This window comes from Halorubrum tebenquichense DSM 14210, from assembly GCF_000337415.1.
GTDB lineage: Archaea > Halobacteriota > Halobacteria > Halobacteriales > Haloferacaceae > Halorubrum > Halorubrum tebenquichense.
The window spans coordinates 56,626-69,020 of record NZ_AOJD01000049.1 but is presented as its reverse complement, the minus strand read 5'-3'; the positions used below and the strand labels follow the sequence as shown (position 1 = coordinate 69,020).

Annotated in this window: 15 protein-coding genes; 2 read left to right on the top strand and 13 right to left on the bottom strand. The window is 72.7% G+C overall.

The window, feature by feature from the left end:
* Positions 1-20: 20 nt before the first annotated feature.
* Positions 21-908: an ABC transporter permease gene (locus tag C472_RS08865; RefSeq protein WP_006629486.1), complete on the bottom strand. Its 888-nt coding sequence runs from the start codon at positions 906-908 to the stop codon at positions 21-23.
* Positions 905-1,960 carry an ABC transporter ATP-binding protein gene (locus C472_RS08860; RefSeq protein WP_006629485.1) on the bottom strand — a complete coding sequence of 352 codons (1,056 nt, stop codon included), beginning with the start codon at positions 1,958-1,960 and terminating at the stop codon, positions 905-907. Before C472_RS08860 ends, C472_RS08865 begins: the two co-directional genes overlap by 4 nt.
* 56 nt (positions 1,961-2,016) lie before the next feature.
* Between C472_RS08860 and C472_RS08855 the strand changes: the two genes are divergently transcribed.
* Complete coding sequence (locus C472_RS08855) at positions 2,017-2,475, top strand: hypothetical protein (RefSeq protein ID WP_006629484.1); 459 nt, start codon at positions 2,017-2,019, stop codon at positions 2,473-2,475.
* Positions 2,476-2,520: 45 nt separating this feature from the next.
* Here the strand turns inward: C472_RS08855 and C472_RS08850 are convergent, their stop codons facing one another.
* The 4 genes from C472_RS08850 to C472_RS08835 form a co-directional block, all read right to left on the bottom strand.
* A complete protein-coding gene (locus C472_RS08850) occupies positions 2,521-3,477 on the bottom strand; it encodes an ABC transporter substrate-binding protein (protein ID WP_006629483.1) in 957 nt (318 codons plus the stop codon).
* Positions 3,478-3,543: 66 nt separating this feature from the next.
* Positions 3,544-3,729 (bottom strand): hypothetical protein, encoded by a 186-nt coding sequence (locus C472_RS08845; RefSeq protein ID WP_006629482.1) that lies wholly within the window; start codon positions 3,727-3,729, stop codon positions 3,544-3,546.
* A 61-nt stretch (positions 3,730-3,790) separates the two neighbouring features.
* Positions 3,791-4,063, bottom strand: a complete 273-nt coding sequence (locus tag C472_RS08840) for a hypothetical protein (protein WP_006629481.1) — start codon at positions 4,061-4,063, stop codon at positions 3,791-3,793.
* The gene (locus tag C472_RS08835) at positions 4,060-4,689 is read right to left on the bottom strand and encodes a class I SAM-dependent methyltransferase (RefSeq protein ID WP_006629480.1); all 630 of its coding nucleotides are present in this window, start codon (positions 4,687-4,689) and stop codon (positions 4,060-4,062) included. Before C472_RS08835 ends, C472_RS08840 begins: the two co-directional genes overlap by 4 nt.
* A gap of 292 nt (positions 4,690-4,981) precedes the next feature.
* On the opposite strand from C472_RS08835, the gene C472_RS08830 reads away from it, so the two are divergent.
* The gene (locus tag C472_RS08830; RefSeq protein ID WP_006629479.1) at positions 4,982-5,740 is read left to right on the top strand and encodes an HFX_2341 family transcriptional regulator domain-containing protein; all 759 of its coding nucleotides are present in this window, start codon (positions 4,982-4,984) and stop codon (positions 5,738-5,740) included.
* A gap of 43 nt (positions 5,741-5,783) precedes the next feature.
* Here C472_RS08830 and C472_RS08825 read toward each other — a convergent pair whose 3' ends face one another.
* From C472_RS08825 to C472_RS08805, 7 genes are all read right to left on the bottom strand, one after another.
* Positions 5,784-6,866, bottom strand: a complete 1,083-nt coding sequence (locus C472_RS08825) for a hypothetical protein (protein ID WP_006629478.1) — start codon at positions 6,864-6,866, stop codon at positions 5,784-5,786.
* 121 nt (positions 6,867-6,987) lie between these two features.
* Positions 6,988-7,164, bottom strand: coding sequence for a hypothetical protein (locus tag C472_RS17530; RefSeq protein WP_162832664.1), 177 nt, complete (start codon positions 7,162-7,164; stop codon positions 6,988-6,990).
* 410 nt (positions 7,165-7,574) lie between these two features.
* On the bottom strand, positions 7,575-8,627 hold the full coding sequence (locus tag C472_RS08820; protein WP_006629477.1) for a zinc-dependent alcohol dehydrogenase family protein: 1,053 nt from the start codon (positions 8,625-8,627) through the stop codon (positions 7,575-7,577).
* 103 nt (positions 8,628-8,730) lie between these two features.
* Entirely contained in the window at positions 8,731-9,714 is a 984-nt protein-coding gene (locus C472_RS16355; RefSeq protein WP_006629476.1) for a DUF3592 domain-containing protein, read from the bottom strand.
* 97 nt (positions 9,715-9,811) lie between these two features.
* The gene (locus C472_RS17285; RefSeq protein WP_161612627.1) at positions 9,812-9,985 is read right to left on the bottom strand and encodes a hypothetical protein; all 174 of its coding nucleotides are present in this window, start codon (positions 9,983-9,985) and stop codon (positions 9,812-9,814) included.
* Between the two features lie 107 nt (positions 9,986-10,092).
* Positions 10,093-11,097 (bottom strand): alcohol dehydrogenase, encoded by a 1,005-nt coding sequence (locus C472_RS08810; protein ID WP_006629475.1) that lies wholly within the window; start codon positions 11,095-11,097, stop codon positions 10,093-10,095.
* Between the two features lie 94 nt (positions 11,098-11,191).
* Positions 11,192-12,349, bottom strand: coding sequence for a sensor histidine kinase (locus C472_RS08805; RefSeq protein WP_006629474.1), 1,158 nt, complete (start codon positions 12,347-12,349; stop codon positions 11,192-11,194).
* Positions 12,350-12,395: the final 46 nt, after the last annotated feature.

The window sequence follows — 12,395 nt, the reverse complement described above, 5'->3', positions numbered from 1 at the left end:
TGTGGACGCGTCCCGGCGGGTCAGTAGTCGCCGAGCACGCCGAGCCGCCGCGCGCGGCGGGTGGCGGCCCGGAAGACGAGGTACCCCCCGAACAGGTAGCCGACCGCGACCGCGACGAGCAGCGCCAAGTCGGCGAGCGGGAACTCCCACAGTCGGATCCCGTCGACCATCGCGCGCTGGAGCATGGCGCTCCCGTGCGCCAATGGGAGGACGCGCGTCCACGGCAGGTCGAAGACGGGCGCGGAGATCAGCGCGACGAAGCCGAACTGGAGGAGGTTGAGCCAGTTGCCGATCCGCTTGTACAGCACCGTCACCCCGCCCGCGGCGAACCCCAGTCCGAGAACGGAGGTGATCGACAGGCCCGCGACGGCGATCACCGTCACCGGCGCGAGGCTCAGCCGCGTCCCCGTGATGACGAGCATGACCGCGAGGATCACCGCGCTCGTGAGGAACGTCCGCACCACCTTCGCGACCCCCTTCAGCAGCGCGACGGGCGCGAAGCCGAACGGGGTGGTGATGTGGCGCTCTAAGGTCCCCCACTGGACCTCGCTACCGATGTCGTTCGACACCGACGAGTACGCGCCCACCGACAGCGTCCACAGGAAGTAGCCGACGACGATCCCCTCGATCGAGTCCGTCAGCGCCTGCCCCGCGAGCAGCTGGCCGCCGAGGAACAGCGCCGCGAAGAAGAACAGCGACACCACGATCCCCCCGATCGCGTTCGCCGGGTAGCGCACGAAGATCAGGAACTCCCGGTACAGCACGGCCCGCGCGAGGTGGTAGTAGGTGGCCGGCCGCGGCTCGCCCTCCTCCACGGCCGCGGCGTCGGTCGCGTCCGCGGCCCGCGACCCGTCCGCGCTCGACGCGTCGGCGGCCGCCGCGTCCGCCGACGGCGCGTCGCCGCTCACGCGGAGTCACCTCCGGGGGTGCTGCCGGTGCGTTCGAGGAACACGTCCTCCAGGTCGGGCTGGACCGTCCGGACGTCCGAGACCGTGACGCCGGCCGCGCGGAGCGCGTCGGTCAGGTCGTACAGCCGGTCGCCCCCCGCGACGACCGACACCCCGGGCGGGTGCGCCTCCGCGTCGACGTCGACGACCTCGAACCGCTCGCGGAGCCCCGCGATCGTCTCCCGATCGAGGTCGGGACTCGCCACGCGGACGACGTCGCGATCGGCCGCGCCGAGCAGCGCCTCGACCGTGTCGTCGGCGACGATCCGCCCGTTCGACAGCATGACGACGCGGTCGCACACCGCCTCGATCGTCGTCATGTCGTGGCTGCTGACGACGATGGTGAGCCCCTCCTCGGCCGCGAGCCGGCGCAGCTCCGCCCGGAGCGTCCGCGCGCTCTCGACGTCGAGCCCCAGCGTCGGCTCGTCCAAGAAGACCAGCTCCGCGCCGCCGGCCAGCACGCTCGCCAGCGACACCTTCTGTTTCATGCCGCGCGAGAGGTCTCGGACCGGCGTGTCCGCCTTGTCGGTCAGGTCGAGCCGGTCGAGCAGCCGGTCGTGGCGCGCCGCCACGGAGTCGGGGTCGACGCCGCTCACCGTCGCGAAGTAGCGCAGGTTCTCCCGGACGGTGAGCCGCCAGTAGTCGTTGCGCGCGCCCTCCAACATCGCGTCCACGTCGGCGTACGCCGCCCGGCGGCCGTCGCGCACGTCCGCGCCGAACACCCGGACCGACCCCGCGTCGGGGATGACGATGCCCAGCGCGCACTTGATCAGCGTCGTCTTGCCCGCGCCGTTCGGCCCGAGCAGACCGACGACCGACCCGCGCTCGACGGTGAGGCTCACGTCGTCGACGGCGGTCACCGCGTCGTCGCCGTCGCCGAACCGCTTCGTGAGGTTCTCGACCGCGAGGGCGGGCGGACCGGGCGTCCCGTCGCTCGGTGCGTCGTCCGCCTCGCTCCGCGTCTCGTCGCGCTCGCGGGGACCGCCGCGCGCGCTCGCCGCGCTCCGTGCCATTGCCCCGCGGTACGGGCCGAGCGGGGATATATCCGCGCTCGCCCCCCAACACGCTCGTGGACCTCGACCGATTCGCGGCGGACGCCCCCGACGACGACGCGCCGGGCGACGCCCGCGTCTGCGTCGTCGCGACGCAGTCGGACACCTTCGAGCGCTGCCGCGAGGGCTTTTACCCCGCCCCGCGCTCGTACGACCGCACCCGCGCCGACTTCGAGTACCTGGCCTTCTACCGGACGGCCCCCGTCTCCGCGGTCACGCACTACGCCCGCGTGGCCGCCCGCACCGAGCAGGCCCGCGGCGAGCCGGGGCCCATGGACGAAGACGACTGGACGGCGCTGATCGACCCGTTCTCCGAGGAGCGCGTCGTGGTCGTCTTCGAGTTCGACGACCTCGTGCCGCTGGACCGGCCGGTCGAGAACGACCGGAACGGCGTGCGCGGCGCGTGGTACTGTACGGTCGCGGACCTACGCGCGGCGGAGACGCTGTCGGCGCTCCGCGACCGATCCGAGACCTGAGGCGGTAGCCGCGCGGAGACCTGAGACGACGACCGCGCCGACCCCTCACCCGCCGTCGGCGCGGACGGACGGGGACGCCGCCTCGCTCCCGTCCCGCGAGACGCGCGCGACCCGGTCGTTCGCGGCCGGCGGCGTCGCGGCGTGGTCCGGGTGGAGACAGCCGAACAGCGCCTCCAGCGAGTCGACGAGCCGGTGGCTCGGCCGGTTGAAGAGTCCGTTGCCGTCGACCGCGTAGGCGCGGTCGCGGCGGACCGCGCGCAACTCGTCGAAGCCGGGGCGGTCCGCGAGGTCGCCGACCGCCTCGACGGCGCGGTCGCGGTCGAACCCGCAGGGCGCGACCGCCAGGGCCTCGGGGTCGGCGGCGCGGACGTCGTCCCACGCGACCGGCTCGGAGGGGCCGTCGGGCTGGAAGGAGGGGTCGCCGCCGGCGAGTTCGACCATGTCGCGCACCCAGTGGCCCGCCCGGATCGGCGGCTCCGTCCAGTCGAGGACGGCGGCCCGGGGGCGGCCCTCGTCGGCGACCGCGCGCTCGGCCCGCTCCCGGACCGCGTCGACGCGGTCGCTGAGGTCGGCGCGGAGCGCGCTCGCGGCCGCCGCTTCCCCGACCGCCTCGCCGATCCGCACGACGTCGTCGAGGGCGTCCGAGAACGAGTGCGGGTCAAGCGCGAGCACGTCGGGCGCGGGGTCGAGGCGCTCGGCCGCGGCCCGGACCTCGCCCGCGTCGACCGCGCAGACGTCGCAGGTCGCCTGCGTGACGAGGAGGTCCGGCTCCAAGTCGGCGAGCCGCCCCTCGTCGAGGTCGTACACCGCGCCGTCGACCGCGCGCATCTGCGCGTCGATGTCGCTCGCCGAACGGTCCTCGTGGTCGACGACCGTGCTCGTCAGCGTCGGTAACTCGCGGGCGGCCGGCGGGTGGTCGCAGCTGTGCGAGGTGCCGACCGGCTCGACGCCGAGGGCGAACAGCGTCTCCGTGGCGGAGGGCAGCAGGGAGGCGACGCGCATGGTGAACCCGAAGCGCGCGAGCGACTAAAGTCAGGGGCCCGAAGTCAGCGGTCCGAGCGCGGCCGGTCACCGAGCGCGAAGCCACCCGAGCCGGGGGCGGACGACCACGTAGCCGGCGTAGAGCAGCGTCGCGGACGCGAGGGCGAACGACGCCGTCTGAAACCACTCGGCGGTCGGGGCGTCGAGCGCGTTCACCAAGGTACACGCGAGGAGGGCGCTCAGGAGGACGAAGCGGGCGTCGCGCTGCTCCATATTTTTGCCGGACAGTTCGAAGTATAAAATTCGTTGCGGTGTGGATATCGTCTGCGGGCCCTCACTCGTCGTCGGCGACGGCGTCCGCGGTCGCCGTCGCGTACGCGGCCGCGAGGTCGCCGTTCGGGAGCGCGTCGGCCGCCGCGGCACAGCCCCACCGGATCCGGTCCCGCCGCTCGCCGGCCGGCAGCTTGTTCGTCGCGACCGTCTCGGCCGTGTCGAGCGCCGCCCGCGCGGTCTCGTCGTCGCCGTCGGCGGCCGCCGACGCCGCCGCCGCGAGCAGCTGTTCGAGGCTCGCGCGCACGTCGTGGGGCACCTCGTCGGGGTCGCTCACGGGTCGTTCGGGTCCGGGTCCAGCGTCGCGAAGGCGAACTCGGTGCTGCTCCCCAGCGGGTCGGTCGCGGTCGTCGTCTCGACGTCGGTGAAGCCGGCCGCGCGGAGCTGGTCGAGGGTCCGCTCGCGGCCGGGGGCGGAGAAGAACATCCGGCCGCCCATCCAGCCGCGCCGGACCGTCTCGAACCGGCCGCTCGGCAGCGTCATCAGGAGCCGACCGCCGGGTCGGAGGACGCGGGCGAACCCGGCGTACACGTCGGGGTGGCGCTCGCGGTCGACGTGGAACACCGCGTGGTACGCCGTGACCGCGTCGAATTGATCGTCGCCGAAGGGGAGCGCCGTCATCTCGCCGTGGACGAGTCGGGCGTCCGGCACCGTCTCGCTCGCGAGGTCGAGCCCGCGCCGCGAGACGTCGAGCCCGACGCTGCCCGGCGGGAGGTTCGCGAGGGTGCGCGCGCCGTCGCCGCAGCCCACGTCGAGGACGCGCGGGGCGTCCGCGGAGCCGGGGGTCGACAACGAGTCGAGCAGGTCGCCGACGAGCGCCGCGTCCGAGCCGTCGGGGTCGCGGCGGGCAGCGTACGTCTCGGCGACCTCGTCCCACGCGCGACGCACGGCGTTGCGGTCCATGTCGGATATCATGGACGCCGGCGGCTTGACGGTGTGGGTGGGTCGCGCGGGTCCCGGCGAGACCGCCGACGAGGTCCCGGCGGGGAGGGGCGGCCGACCGCGGGGACCGGAGGAGGGCCGAACGGGCCGACCGCGGACGGCCGACCCACGTCGTTCGGAGGGAGCGGACAGCGGGAGACCCCGTCGGCGGTCGAAAGTAGCGAGTCCGATCGGATAGGAATTATGCCGTCAACGACAAAAATAACGACAGTGTGATCACAACTGTCAATATCGTCACGTCGCGTGGTAACACATGGACGACCTCGACGTTCCGAGGCGGGTCCACGTCGTGCCGCTGGGGTACGAGTTGGACCGCATCGTCGAACCGGTCGTCGACGGCGACGCCGACGAGGTGATCTTCCTCGAACCGGACGCGGAGCGGGACGGGGTCGACCGGCCGTCGTATCACCAGACCGCCCGCGAGCGGATCCGGGCCGAGGGGGTCCGGACCGAGACCGTCGAGTGCGACATCTTCAACCTCTTCAGCTCGCTCGGGACGATCGCCGAGATCTCGGACGAGCTGCGCGATCACAACGTCTACGTGAACCTCGCGTCGGGGTCGAAGGTGACCGCGATCGGGGGGATGATCGCCTGTATGGTCACCGGCGCGATCCCGTACTACGTCCGCGCCGCGGAGTACGCGGGCGGCGAGGAGCGACCGGTGGCCTCCGGCGCGAAGCCGCCGGAGACGCTCCCGAAGTACCCGATAGAGGAGCCGAACGCCGAACACGTCGCCGTCCTCGCGCACGTCGAGCGGGAACAGCCCGTCACGAAGGGCGACCTCATCGAGTACGGCCGCCGAGAGGGGCTCCCTTTCGTCGAGCGCTACGACACCGAGGGCGTCCAGAACCCGGAGCGGGGGTACTACCGGCGGCTCAACGCGCACGTCGTCGACCCGCTGGAGGACCGCGGGTTCGTCGAGATCGAGGAACACTCCAAGTACCAGTACGTCTCGGTTACCGAGAGCGGGTCGAACCACCTCCGCGCGTTCCGCTACCTGCTCCGGGACTGATCGGAGCCGAGACGGCGACCGGTCGGCGCGTCACGGACCGGGGTCAGGGACCGGCGTCGCGGTCTTCACGCGCCGCCGAGTCTGACGGGCTTGTCGCGTCCGCCGCGGGCCGCGCGAACCAGTACCCGTACCCGAACGGGACCGCGCCGGTCGCGATCCCGAACAGCACGGCGAGGGGGCCGAAGAGGAAGCCGATCGGGCCGAGGGGGGCCGCGATCGCGGCCGTGGCGAACAGTCCGATTCCGACGGTCACCCCGACGAGCGAGCGCCACCGGCTCGAAGCGACGCACGCGCCGGCGACGACCCCCGACGCGACGACGGTTGCGGTGGCGGGGCCGATCACGAACCGGGCGGGTGAGCCGGTCTCGAAGAGCGCGGTGGCGACGAGCGCGAGCGGGACCGCGAGCGCGGCGACCGCGGCGGCGCGGCGGACGGTCAGGAGTCGGTCGCGGGTGGGCTCGCGGTAGCGGTACGCCAGCAGTCCCAGTCCGACGGCGGCGTACCCGCGGCCGACTGGCGTGAGCGCGAACCCCGCGAACGAGGACGCGATCTGGCCCGCGACCGCGGCCTCGCTCTCGATCGCGACGGCGTAGTACGCCCCGTCCCGACGGAACAGCCCCGACCGGACGCCGGAGCCGTTCGCGGTCCCCTCGTCGATGATCCGGCGGACGTCCGCCGACGACTCGGACGCCGGGCGAGCGACGGCCGCGAACACCGACTCGGCGTCGGTCGGGCGCATCTCGATCGTCGCGTTCGCCGTCTCGTCGCCCGTCGACAGAGACCACTCGTAGTAGCGCCCGTCGTACCGGGCGTACCGGGACTCCGCGCCGTCGAGCGCGATCGCTAGCTCCGACGAGAGCGCGCCCTCGAACGATCCGGTCGCGGCGGCGGTGCGGACCGGCTCCCGGTTCCGGTCGGCGGTGTCCGAGAGCCGTTCGTCGAGGTCGGTGACGTTGGAGGACGCCTCCGCCACCGGATCCGGGTCCTCGCCGGGTTCGACCGGCGTGGCCTCGTAGGTGATCTCCGAGCCGGCGGCCGTCGCGTGGAAGGCGAAGCTGAGCGCGACGCCGACGAGAAGCAGGGAGACGATCGCGGCGGTTCGGGCGGAGGGGAGGCCGGGGGACACGGACGAGGGGTTCGTGAATTCCAGTTGAAAGTTTTTCGCTCGGGAGCGCCGCGGCCGCGGCTCCGGGACAGCGACGCGCGATAGAAAGTCGGGGTTCGAGGCGGGGTCGCGCCCGACCGCGTCAGTCGTCGGCCGGGGCGCGCGGCTCCGCCGGCGGCTCGGTCTCCTCCGTCTCGTCCGCCGGCTCGTCGACCGCGTCGACGTCGGGGATCTCGTCGACGTTCTCGTCCGCCTCCGCGGCCCGGTGACGCGTCTGGATCTCCGTCCACGTGCGCGCCTCGTCGTGATGGTGGCACATGACAACTACTCACATGGCCCGGACGTTTCTAAAAGTTACGCCGTATCGGCCCGAATTCGCCATCTCGGACCTGTCTCCGTTCGAAATGCTTGCTTCTGGTGAGTCGGAGATCCCGCGGTGAATCGGTCGGGAGTCGCAAACGTTCAGTTACAAACTGCCGGCCGGGATCGGGCCCGAATCGCTCCCGAACGCTCGGGTGCTCGGCTGTACGATGCCGTGGTTGTGTATCGGATCTCGATCGACGCGAACTCCGCCGAGGCCCCAGCCTCGCGGTTCGCGCTCTCCGAGCGCTCACCGNACCGCTCCCTCGCACGCGCTCCTCGCGCACTTAAAAAGGCGCTCGGCGGCGCGCGCCGTCGTTTAAGCGTCGACCCGAGCGGAGCGCGACGGGAAGCCGGGGCCGCGGGCGATCAGGCGTCGCCGTGCGGCTTCACCAGCACCTTGATCGCCTCGCGCTCGTCCATCATGCGGTAGCCCTCGGGGACGCCGCCGAGGTCGACCGTCTCGGTGAAGATGGGCGACGGGTCGAGCGTGCCCTGTAACACGTCGGCCATCAGCTCCTCGGCGTACGCGCGGACCGGGGCGACCCCGCCCGCGAGCGTGACGTTGTCGCCGAACATCCCGAACACGTCGAGGCCCTCGTCGTCGACGCCGTACGGGACGCCGACGTAGCCGATGGTGCCGCCGGGACGGACGATGTCGACCGCGGTGTTCATCGCGCTCGCCGCGCCGACGCACTCCATCACGTGGTTCGGGCCGCCGTAGGTCAGTTCCCGAATTCGCTCGACCGCCTCGTCGCCGCGCTCGGAGACGGTCTCCGTGGCCCCGAACTCCTCGGCGAGTTCGAGGCGGTCCTCGTGGTGGCCGACGGCGATTATCCGCTCGGCACCGAGCCGCCGGGCCGCGAGGACGCCGCAGAGGCCGACCGCGCCGTCCCCGATGACGGCCACCGTCGACCCCGCCTCGACGCCCGCGCTGACGGCCGCGTGGTGGCCGGTCCCCATCACGTCGGTCAGCGGGAGCAGCGAGCGGAGCGTGTCCTCGTCGTCGGCGTGGCGGTCGGGGACGCGGACGAGCGTGCCGTCGGCGTGGGTCGACCGGACGTACTCGCCCTGCCCGCCGCCGTTGTCGCCGCCCCACGAGTCGCCGTTCTCGCAGGAGGTGTGGAGCCCCTTCCGGCAGAACTCGCACTCGCCGCAGGAGATGGCGAAGGGAGCGAGCACCCGGTCGCCGGGGGCGACCGAGGTCACGTCGTCGCCGACTTCCTCGACGATCCCCATCGGCTCGTGGCCGACCGGGGATCCGGGGTCGCGGTCGCTGTCGCCGCGGTAGAACCAGAGGTCCGACCCGCAGATCGCGGTGTGAGTGACGCGGACGATCGCGTCCGTCGGGGCCTCGATCTCGGGCCGCGGTCGCTCTTCGACGCCGATCTCGCCGGGACCGTTGAAGACGGCTGCGCGCATGCGATCGGCTACCGGCGGGCGAGGCAAAAGGCCCGGGGTCGCGGCCGGCGCTGCTCGGAGCGGCGGGACCGCCCGGACCGGAGGCGTCGGCGGTCGGGCCCGGTCAGGACGCCCGGAGGAGGACGGCGGCGAACTGCCAGCCGACGATCAGGAGCGCGAGGGCCGCGACCGCGGTCCGGGCGACCCGCTTCCCGTACGGATCGAGGTCCTCCCACGAACGGCTCGCCGCGAGGATCGTGACGAGCCGCGTCGGGCGTCTGAAGGGGCTCGGCGGCCGCGGCGGCGCGATCCGCTCGCGCAGCCGGCGGTACTCGGTGACCGACCAGACCAGGTACAGCGCGAGTCCGACGAGGACCGCGAGGACGCCCAGCCCCGCGACCGCCGCCGCGAGACCGAGCGGCTCGGTCGGGTCGGCCCGGAACGACGTCCCCTCCGCGCCGGCCAGCAGGAGCACCGCGGCGACCAGCGACAGCGCGAACGCGGCCGCGCCCCCCGCGACGAGGCGCTTGCCGAGCGCGTTGACCGCGTCACGGTCGCGGCCGAACAGCGTCTCGTACCGCGTCGGCTCGCGCTCGCTCGGCGGCCGGAGGTCCGTCCCCCGTCCGGCGGTTCGGTCCCCGACGGCGTCGAGCGCGATCAGGGCGACGAGCGCCGCGCCGAGACCGGCGACGGTGAGCGGGGCGCTCGACCGCCGCGGGATCAGGAACCCGTCGCTCGGCGCGGAGGGCGGCACGTACGCCGTCACCGTCTCGTTCGTGCGGTACGGCTCGACCAGCGACTCGGCCCGCGACTCCCGCCCGTACCCGGAGCTGATCGGCGTCGGGTACAGCCGCTCGCTCGCGTACTCGCTGCCTTCGTACTCGTAAGTGAACTTCACGTTCGCGTGGTAGGTGACTCCGCGACGGCCGACTCGCTCGGAGACCGTCGCCTCGGTGACGTTCGCCTCGACAGCGACCGCGTCGTCGATGGTGGCCGACTGCCGCGTGTAGTCGTACAGCCCGTACCCGGCGATCCCGGCCCCGAGCAGGAGACCGACGACCGCCAGCGCCGTGAGTTCGACCGGAACTCCTCGGAGGGCGAACCGCATTGTCACCGTACCTTTGACAGCCGACTGAAATTAAATTTCGTCTCGACCGCGCCTCGGACGCTCCGGTCGACGGGGCGATCGATCGGTCGACGGTCGGTCAGGCGGCTTCGAGGAATCCCCACACGAGGTACACTGAGAGCAACGGTGAGAGCAGTACGAGCGCCGAGAGCACCGACCCGACGATCGCCGCCGAGTACGCGACGGTGACAGCGGTTACCACGCCTGCCGAGAGGAACTGTACGCGGGAGAGCGCTGGCGGAGACCAGTACATCGCACGGATGTTTCAGGCCGTATGTTATTAAATTTTGAGTAGTTTAGCGTACCAGCGACTTACCAGCGGTACCGACGGGGACGGACGCGCTGACGCGAATCGCGCCGTTACGGCTCCAACACGACGCGGAACCGCGCCTCGTTCTCGGCCATGCGCTCGTAGGCCGCGTCGACGTCGTCGAGGTCGAACGTCTCGATCTCCGGCGTGATGTCGCGCAGCGCGCTGAACTCCAGCGTGTCCTGCGAGTCGCGGGCGTGACCCGACCCCCAGCCCTCGACCGCGCCGCGCGTCCCGACGAGCTGCTGGGCGTCGACCGACACCGGCTCGCCCGGGATGCCGGCGACGATCACCGAGCCGTCGGTCCCGAGCCCGCCGACGACCGACTCGATGGCGTCGCTCGCGGGCGCGGTCGTGAGGACGACGCTCGCGCCGCCGAGTTCCTGAAGCCGCTCGGCCGGGTCGGCCTCGGCGGCGTTGACGAAGTGGTCCGCGCCCAGATCGCGGGCGAGCGACTCCTTGTCGGGACTGCGCGAGATCGCGACCGTCTCGTAGCCGGCCGCGTGCGCGTACTGAACCGCGAGGTGGCCGAGGCCGCCGACCCCGACGACGGCGACGAGGTCGCCGGCGCGCGCGTCCGAGTTGCGCAGGGCGTTGTAGGTGGTGATCCCCGCGCACAGCAGCGGCGCGGCGTCGACCGCGTCGAGTCCGTCCGGGATCGCCGCCAGCGCCTCGGCGGGGACCGTCGCGTGCTCGGCGTAGCCGCCGTCGAACGTGAGTCCGGTGATCTCGGCGTTCTCGCACTGGAGGAACTGGCCGCGGCGACACGCCTCGCAGGTGAAACAGTGGCCGCCGTGCCAGCCCGCGCCGACGCGCTCGCCCGGCTCCCACGCCTCGACGTCCTCGCCGACCGCGTCGACGGTCCCGGCGATCTCGTGGCCCGGGACGCGGGGATAGCTCACGCCGGGGTAGCCGCCCTCGACGACGAACTCGTCGCTGCGGCAGATCCCGCACGCCTCGACGGCGACCCGGACTTCATCGGGACCGGGCTCGGGCACGTCGCGCTCGACGACCTCGAAGTCGGCTCCCGGCTCCGAGACGACCGCGGCTCGCATGGTGTCTGGCATCGGTCGTTCATCGGCCCGAGACGCGGAAGAACGTGTCGTCGCCGGCGAGCCGATCGGTCTCCGCGAGAGAGCGACAAGTGGATCAGTCGTCCGCGCCGACGGCGTCCCCGACGCCTCCCGCACCCGCCGGGTCCTCGCTCGGGCCCGCGGCCGGGACGCCCTGGGTCTCCTCGACGCGCTCGAACCGGATCCGAACGACCTGCCCGTCCGCCGTCGACTCGAAGCCGAGGTCGGCGTCGGACCGGTCGACGACCCACTGGACGAGCCACAGGCCGAGTCCGTCGGTGTGACGCATCGAGGTCTCGTAGCCGCGCCGGATCGTCTCGACCGTCTCCGCGGGGATCCCCGGCCCGTCGTCGGCGACGCGGACCGCGACGCCGTCGCCGACGCGGCGGAGCGAGACCGAGACCCGCGGCGCGTCGCCGCCGTGGACCGCGGCGTTCTCGATCACCTCCGACGCGACGGCCTCGGTGAGGGGGTGCGCCCGGACCCGACACGTCGCCGCCTCAGGGGCATCGAACTCGACGTTCGGGTGCTCGGTTTCGAGCCGCTCGATCACGCCGTCGACGACCTCGACGAGGTCCACGACCGTCTCCACGTCCCCGGGGCCGTCGGGACCCTCGGACCCGATCACCGCGCCGATGTGGCGGGCGTGCTCGCTGACCGACAGCAGCCGGTCGACGTTCTCCTCCACGACGGCGGCGCTCTCCCCGCCGCCGTCGGCGCGGTCCGCCAGGAACTCGACCCGTCCGCTGACGACCGTCATGGCGTTGCGGATGTTGTGACGGAGCACGCGGTTCAACACCGTGAGCTGGGCGTTCGCCCGTTCGAGTTGGTCCTGCGTGCGCTGCTGTCGGGCGTCGGTCACCCCGAAGGCGAGTCCGAACGCCGACCCGGCCGACGCCGCGCCGCCGATGACGACGAGCGGGCCGGTCGGCGACGGCCCCTGACTCGTCTCGTAGGTGACGAAGAGCAGCGCGACCGCGCCGAGCGTCACCGCTCCGAGGGCGCTCCACCCGGTGATGCGGAGCGTGTGCGCCGGCGAGAGCGGCGAGCGAGCGATGGGCACCGTCGCGGCGGCGACGAGCGCGCTACAGGCGATGGGGACCGCGACGCCGCTCACGATCGCGAGGGGGTCGCTCATCGACGACAGCGAGCGCAGGTGATACCCGAGCGGGACGAGACCCACGGCCGCGAGCAGGCCGAGTTCGGCCGCGTTTCGGAGCCGTGTGGTCCGCATTTGTCGGGGAGTCGTCGCGTCCGGGTAATAACCGTTCGCGACGAGC

Coding starts and splice junctions, on each gene's coding strand:
- C472_RS08860 (WP_006629485.1), bottom strand. CDS start 1,960: ATGGCACGGAGCGCGGCGAGCGCGCGCGGCGGTCCCCGCGAGCGCGAC.
- C472_RS08850 (WP_006629483.1), bottom strand. CDS start 3,477: ATGCGCGTCGCCTCCCTGCTGCCCTCCGCCACGGAGACGCTGTTCGCC.
- C472_RS08845 (WP_006629482.1), bottom strand. CDS start 3,729: ATGGAGCAGCGCGACGCCCGCTTCGTCCTCCTGAGCGCCCTCCTCGCG.
- C472_RS08835 (WP_006629480.1), bottom strand. CDS start 4,689: ATGGACCGCAACGCCGTGCGTCGCGCGTGGGACGAGGTCGCCGAGACG.
- C472_RS08830 (WP_006629479.1), top strand. CDS start 4,982: ATGGACGACCTCGACGTTCCGAGGCGGGTCCACGTCGTGCCGCTGGGG.
- C472_RS17530 (WP_162832664.1), bottom strand. CDS start 7,164: ATGTGCCACCATCACGACGAGGCGCGCACGTGGACGGAGATCCAGACG.
- C472_RS08820 (WP_006629477.1), bottom strand. CDS start 8,627: ATGCGCGCAGCCGTCTTCAACGGTCCCGGCGAGATCGGCGTCGAAGAG.
- C472_RS16355 (WP_006629476.1), bottom strand. CDS start 9,714: ATGCGGTTCGCCCTCCGAGGAGTTCCGGTCGAACTCACGGCGCTGGCG.
- C472_RS17285 (WP_161612627.1), bottom strand. CDS start 9,985: ATGTACTGGTCTCCGCCAGCGCTCTCCCGCGTACAGTTCCTCTCGGCA.
- C472_RS08810 (WP_006629475.1), bottom strand. CDS start 11,097: ATGCGAGCCGCGGTCGTCTCGGAGCCGGGAGCCGACTTCGAGGTCGTC.
- C472_RS08805 (WP_006629474.1), bottom strand. CDS start 12,349: ATGCGGACCACACGGCTCCGAAACGCGGCCGAACTCGGCCTGCTCGCG.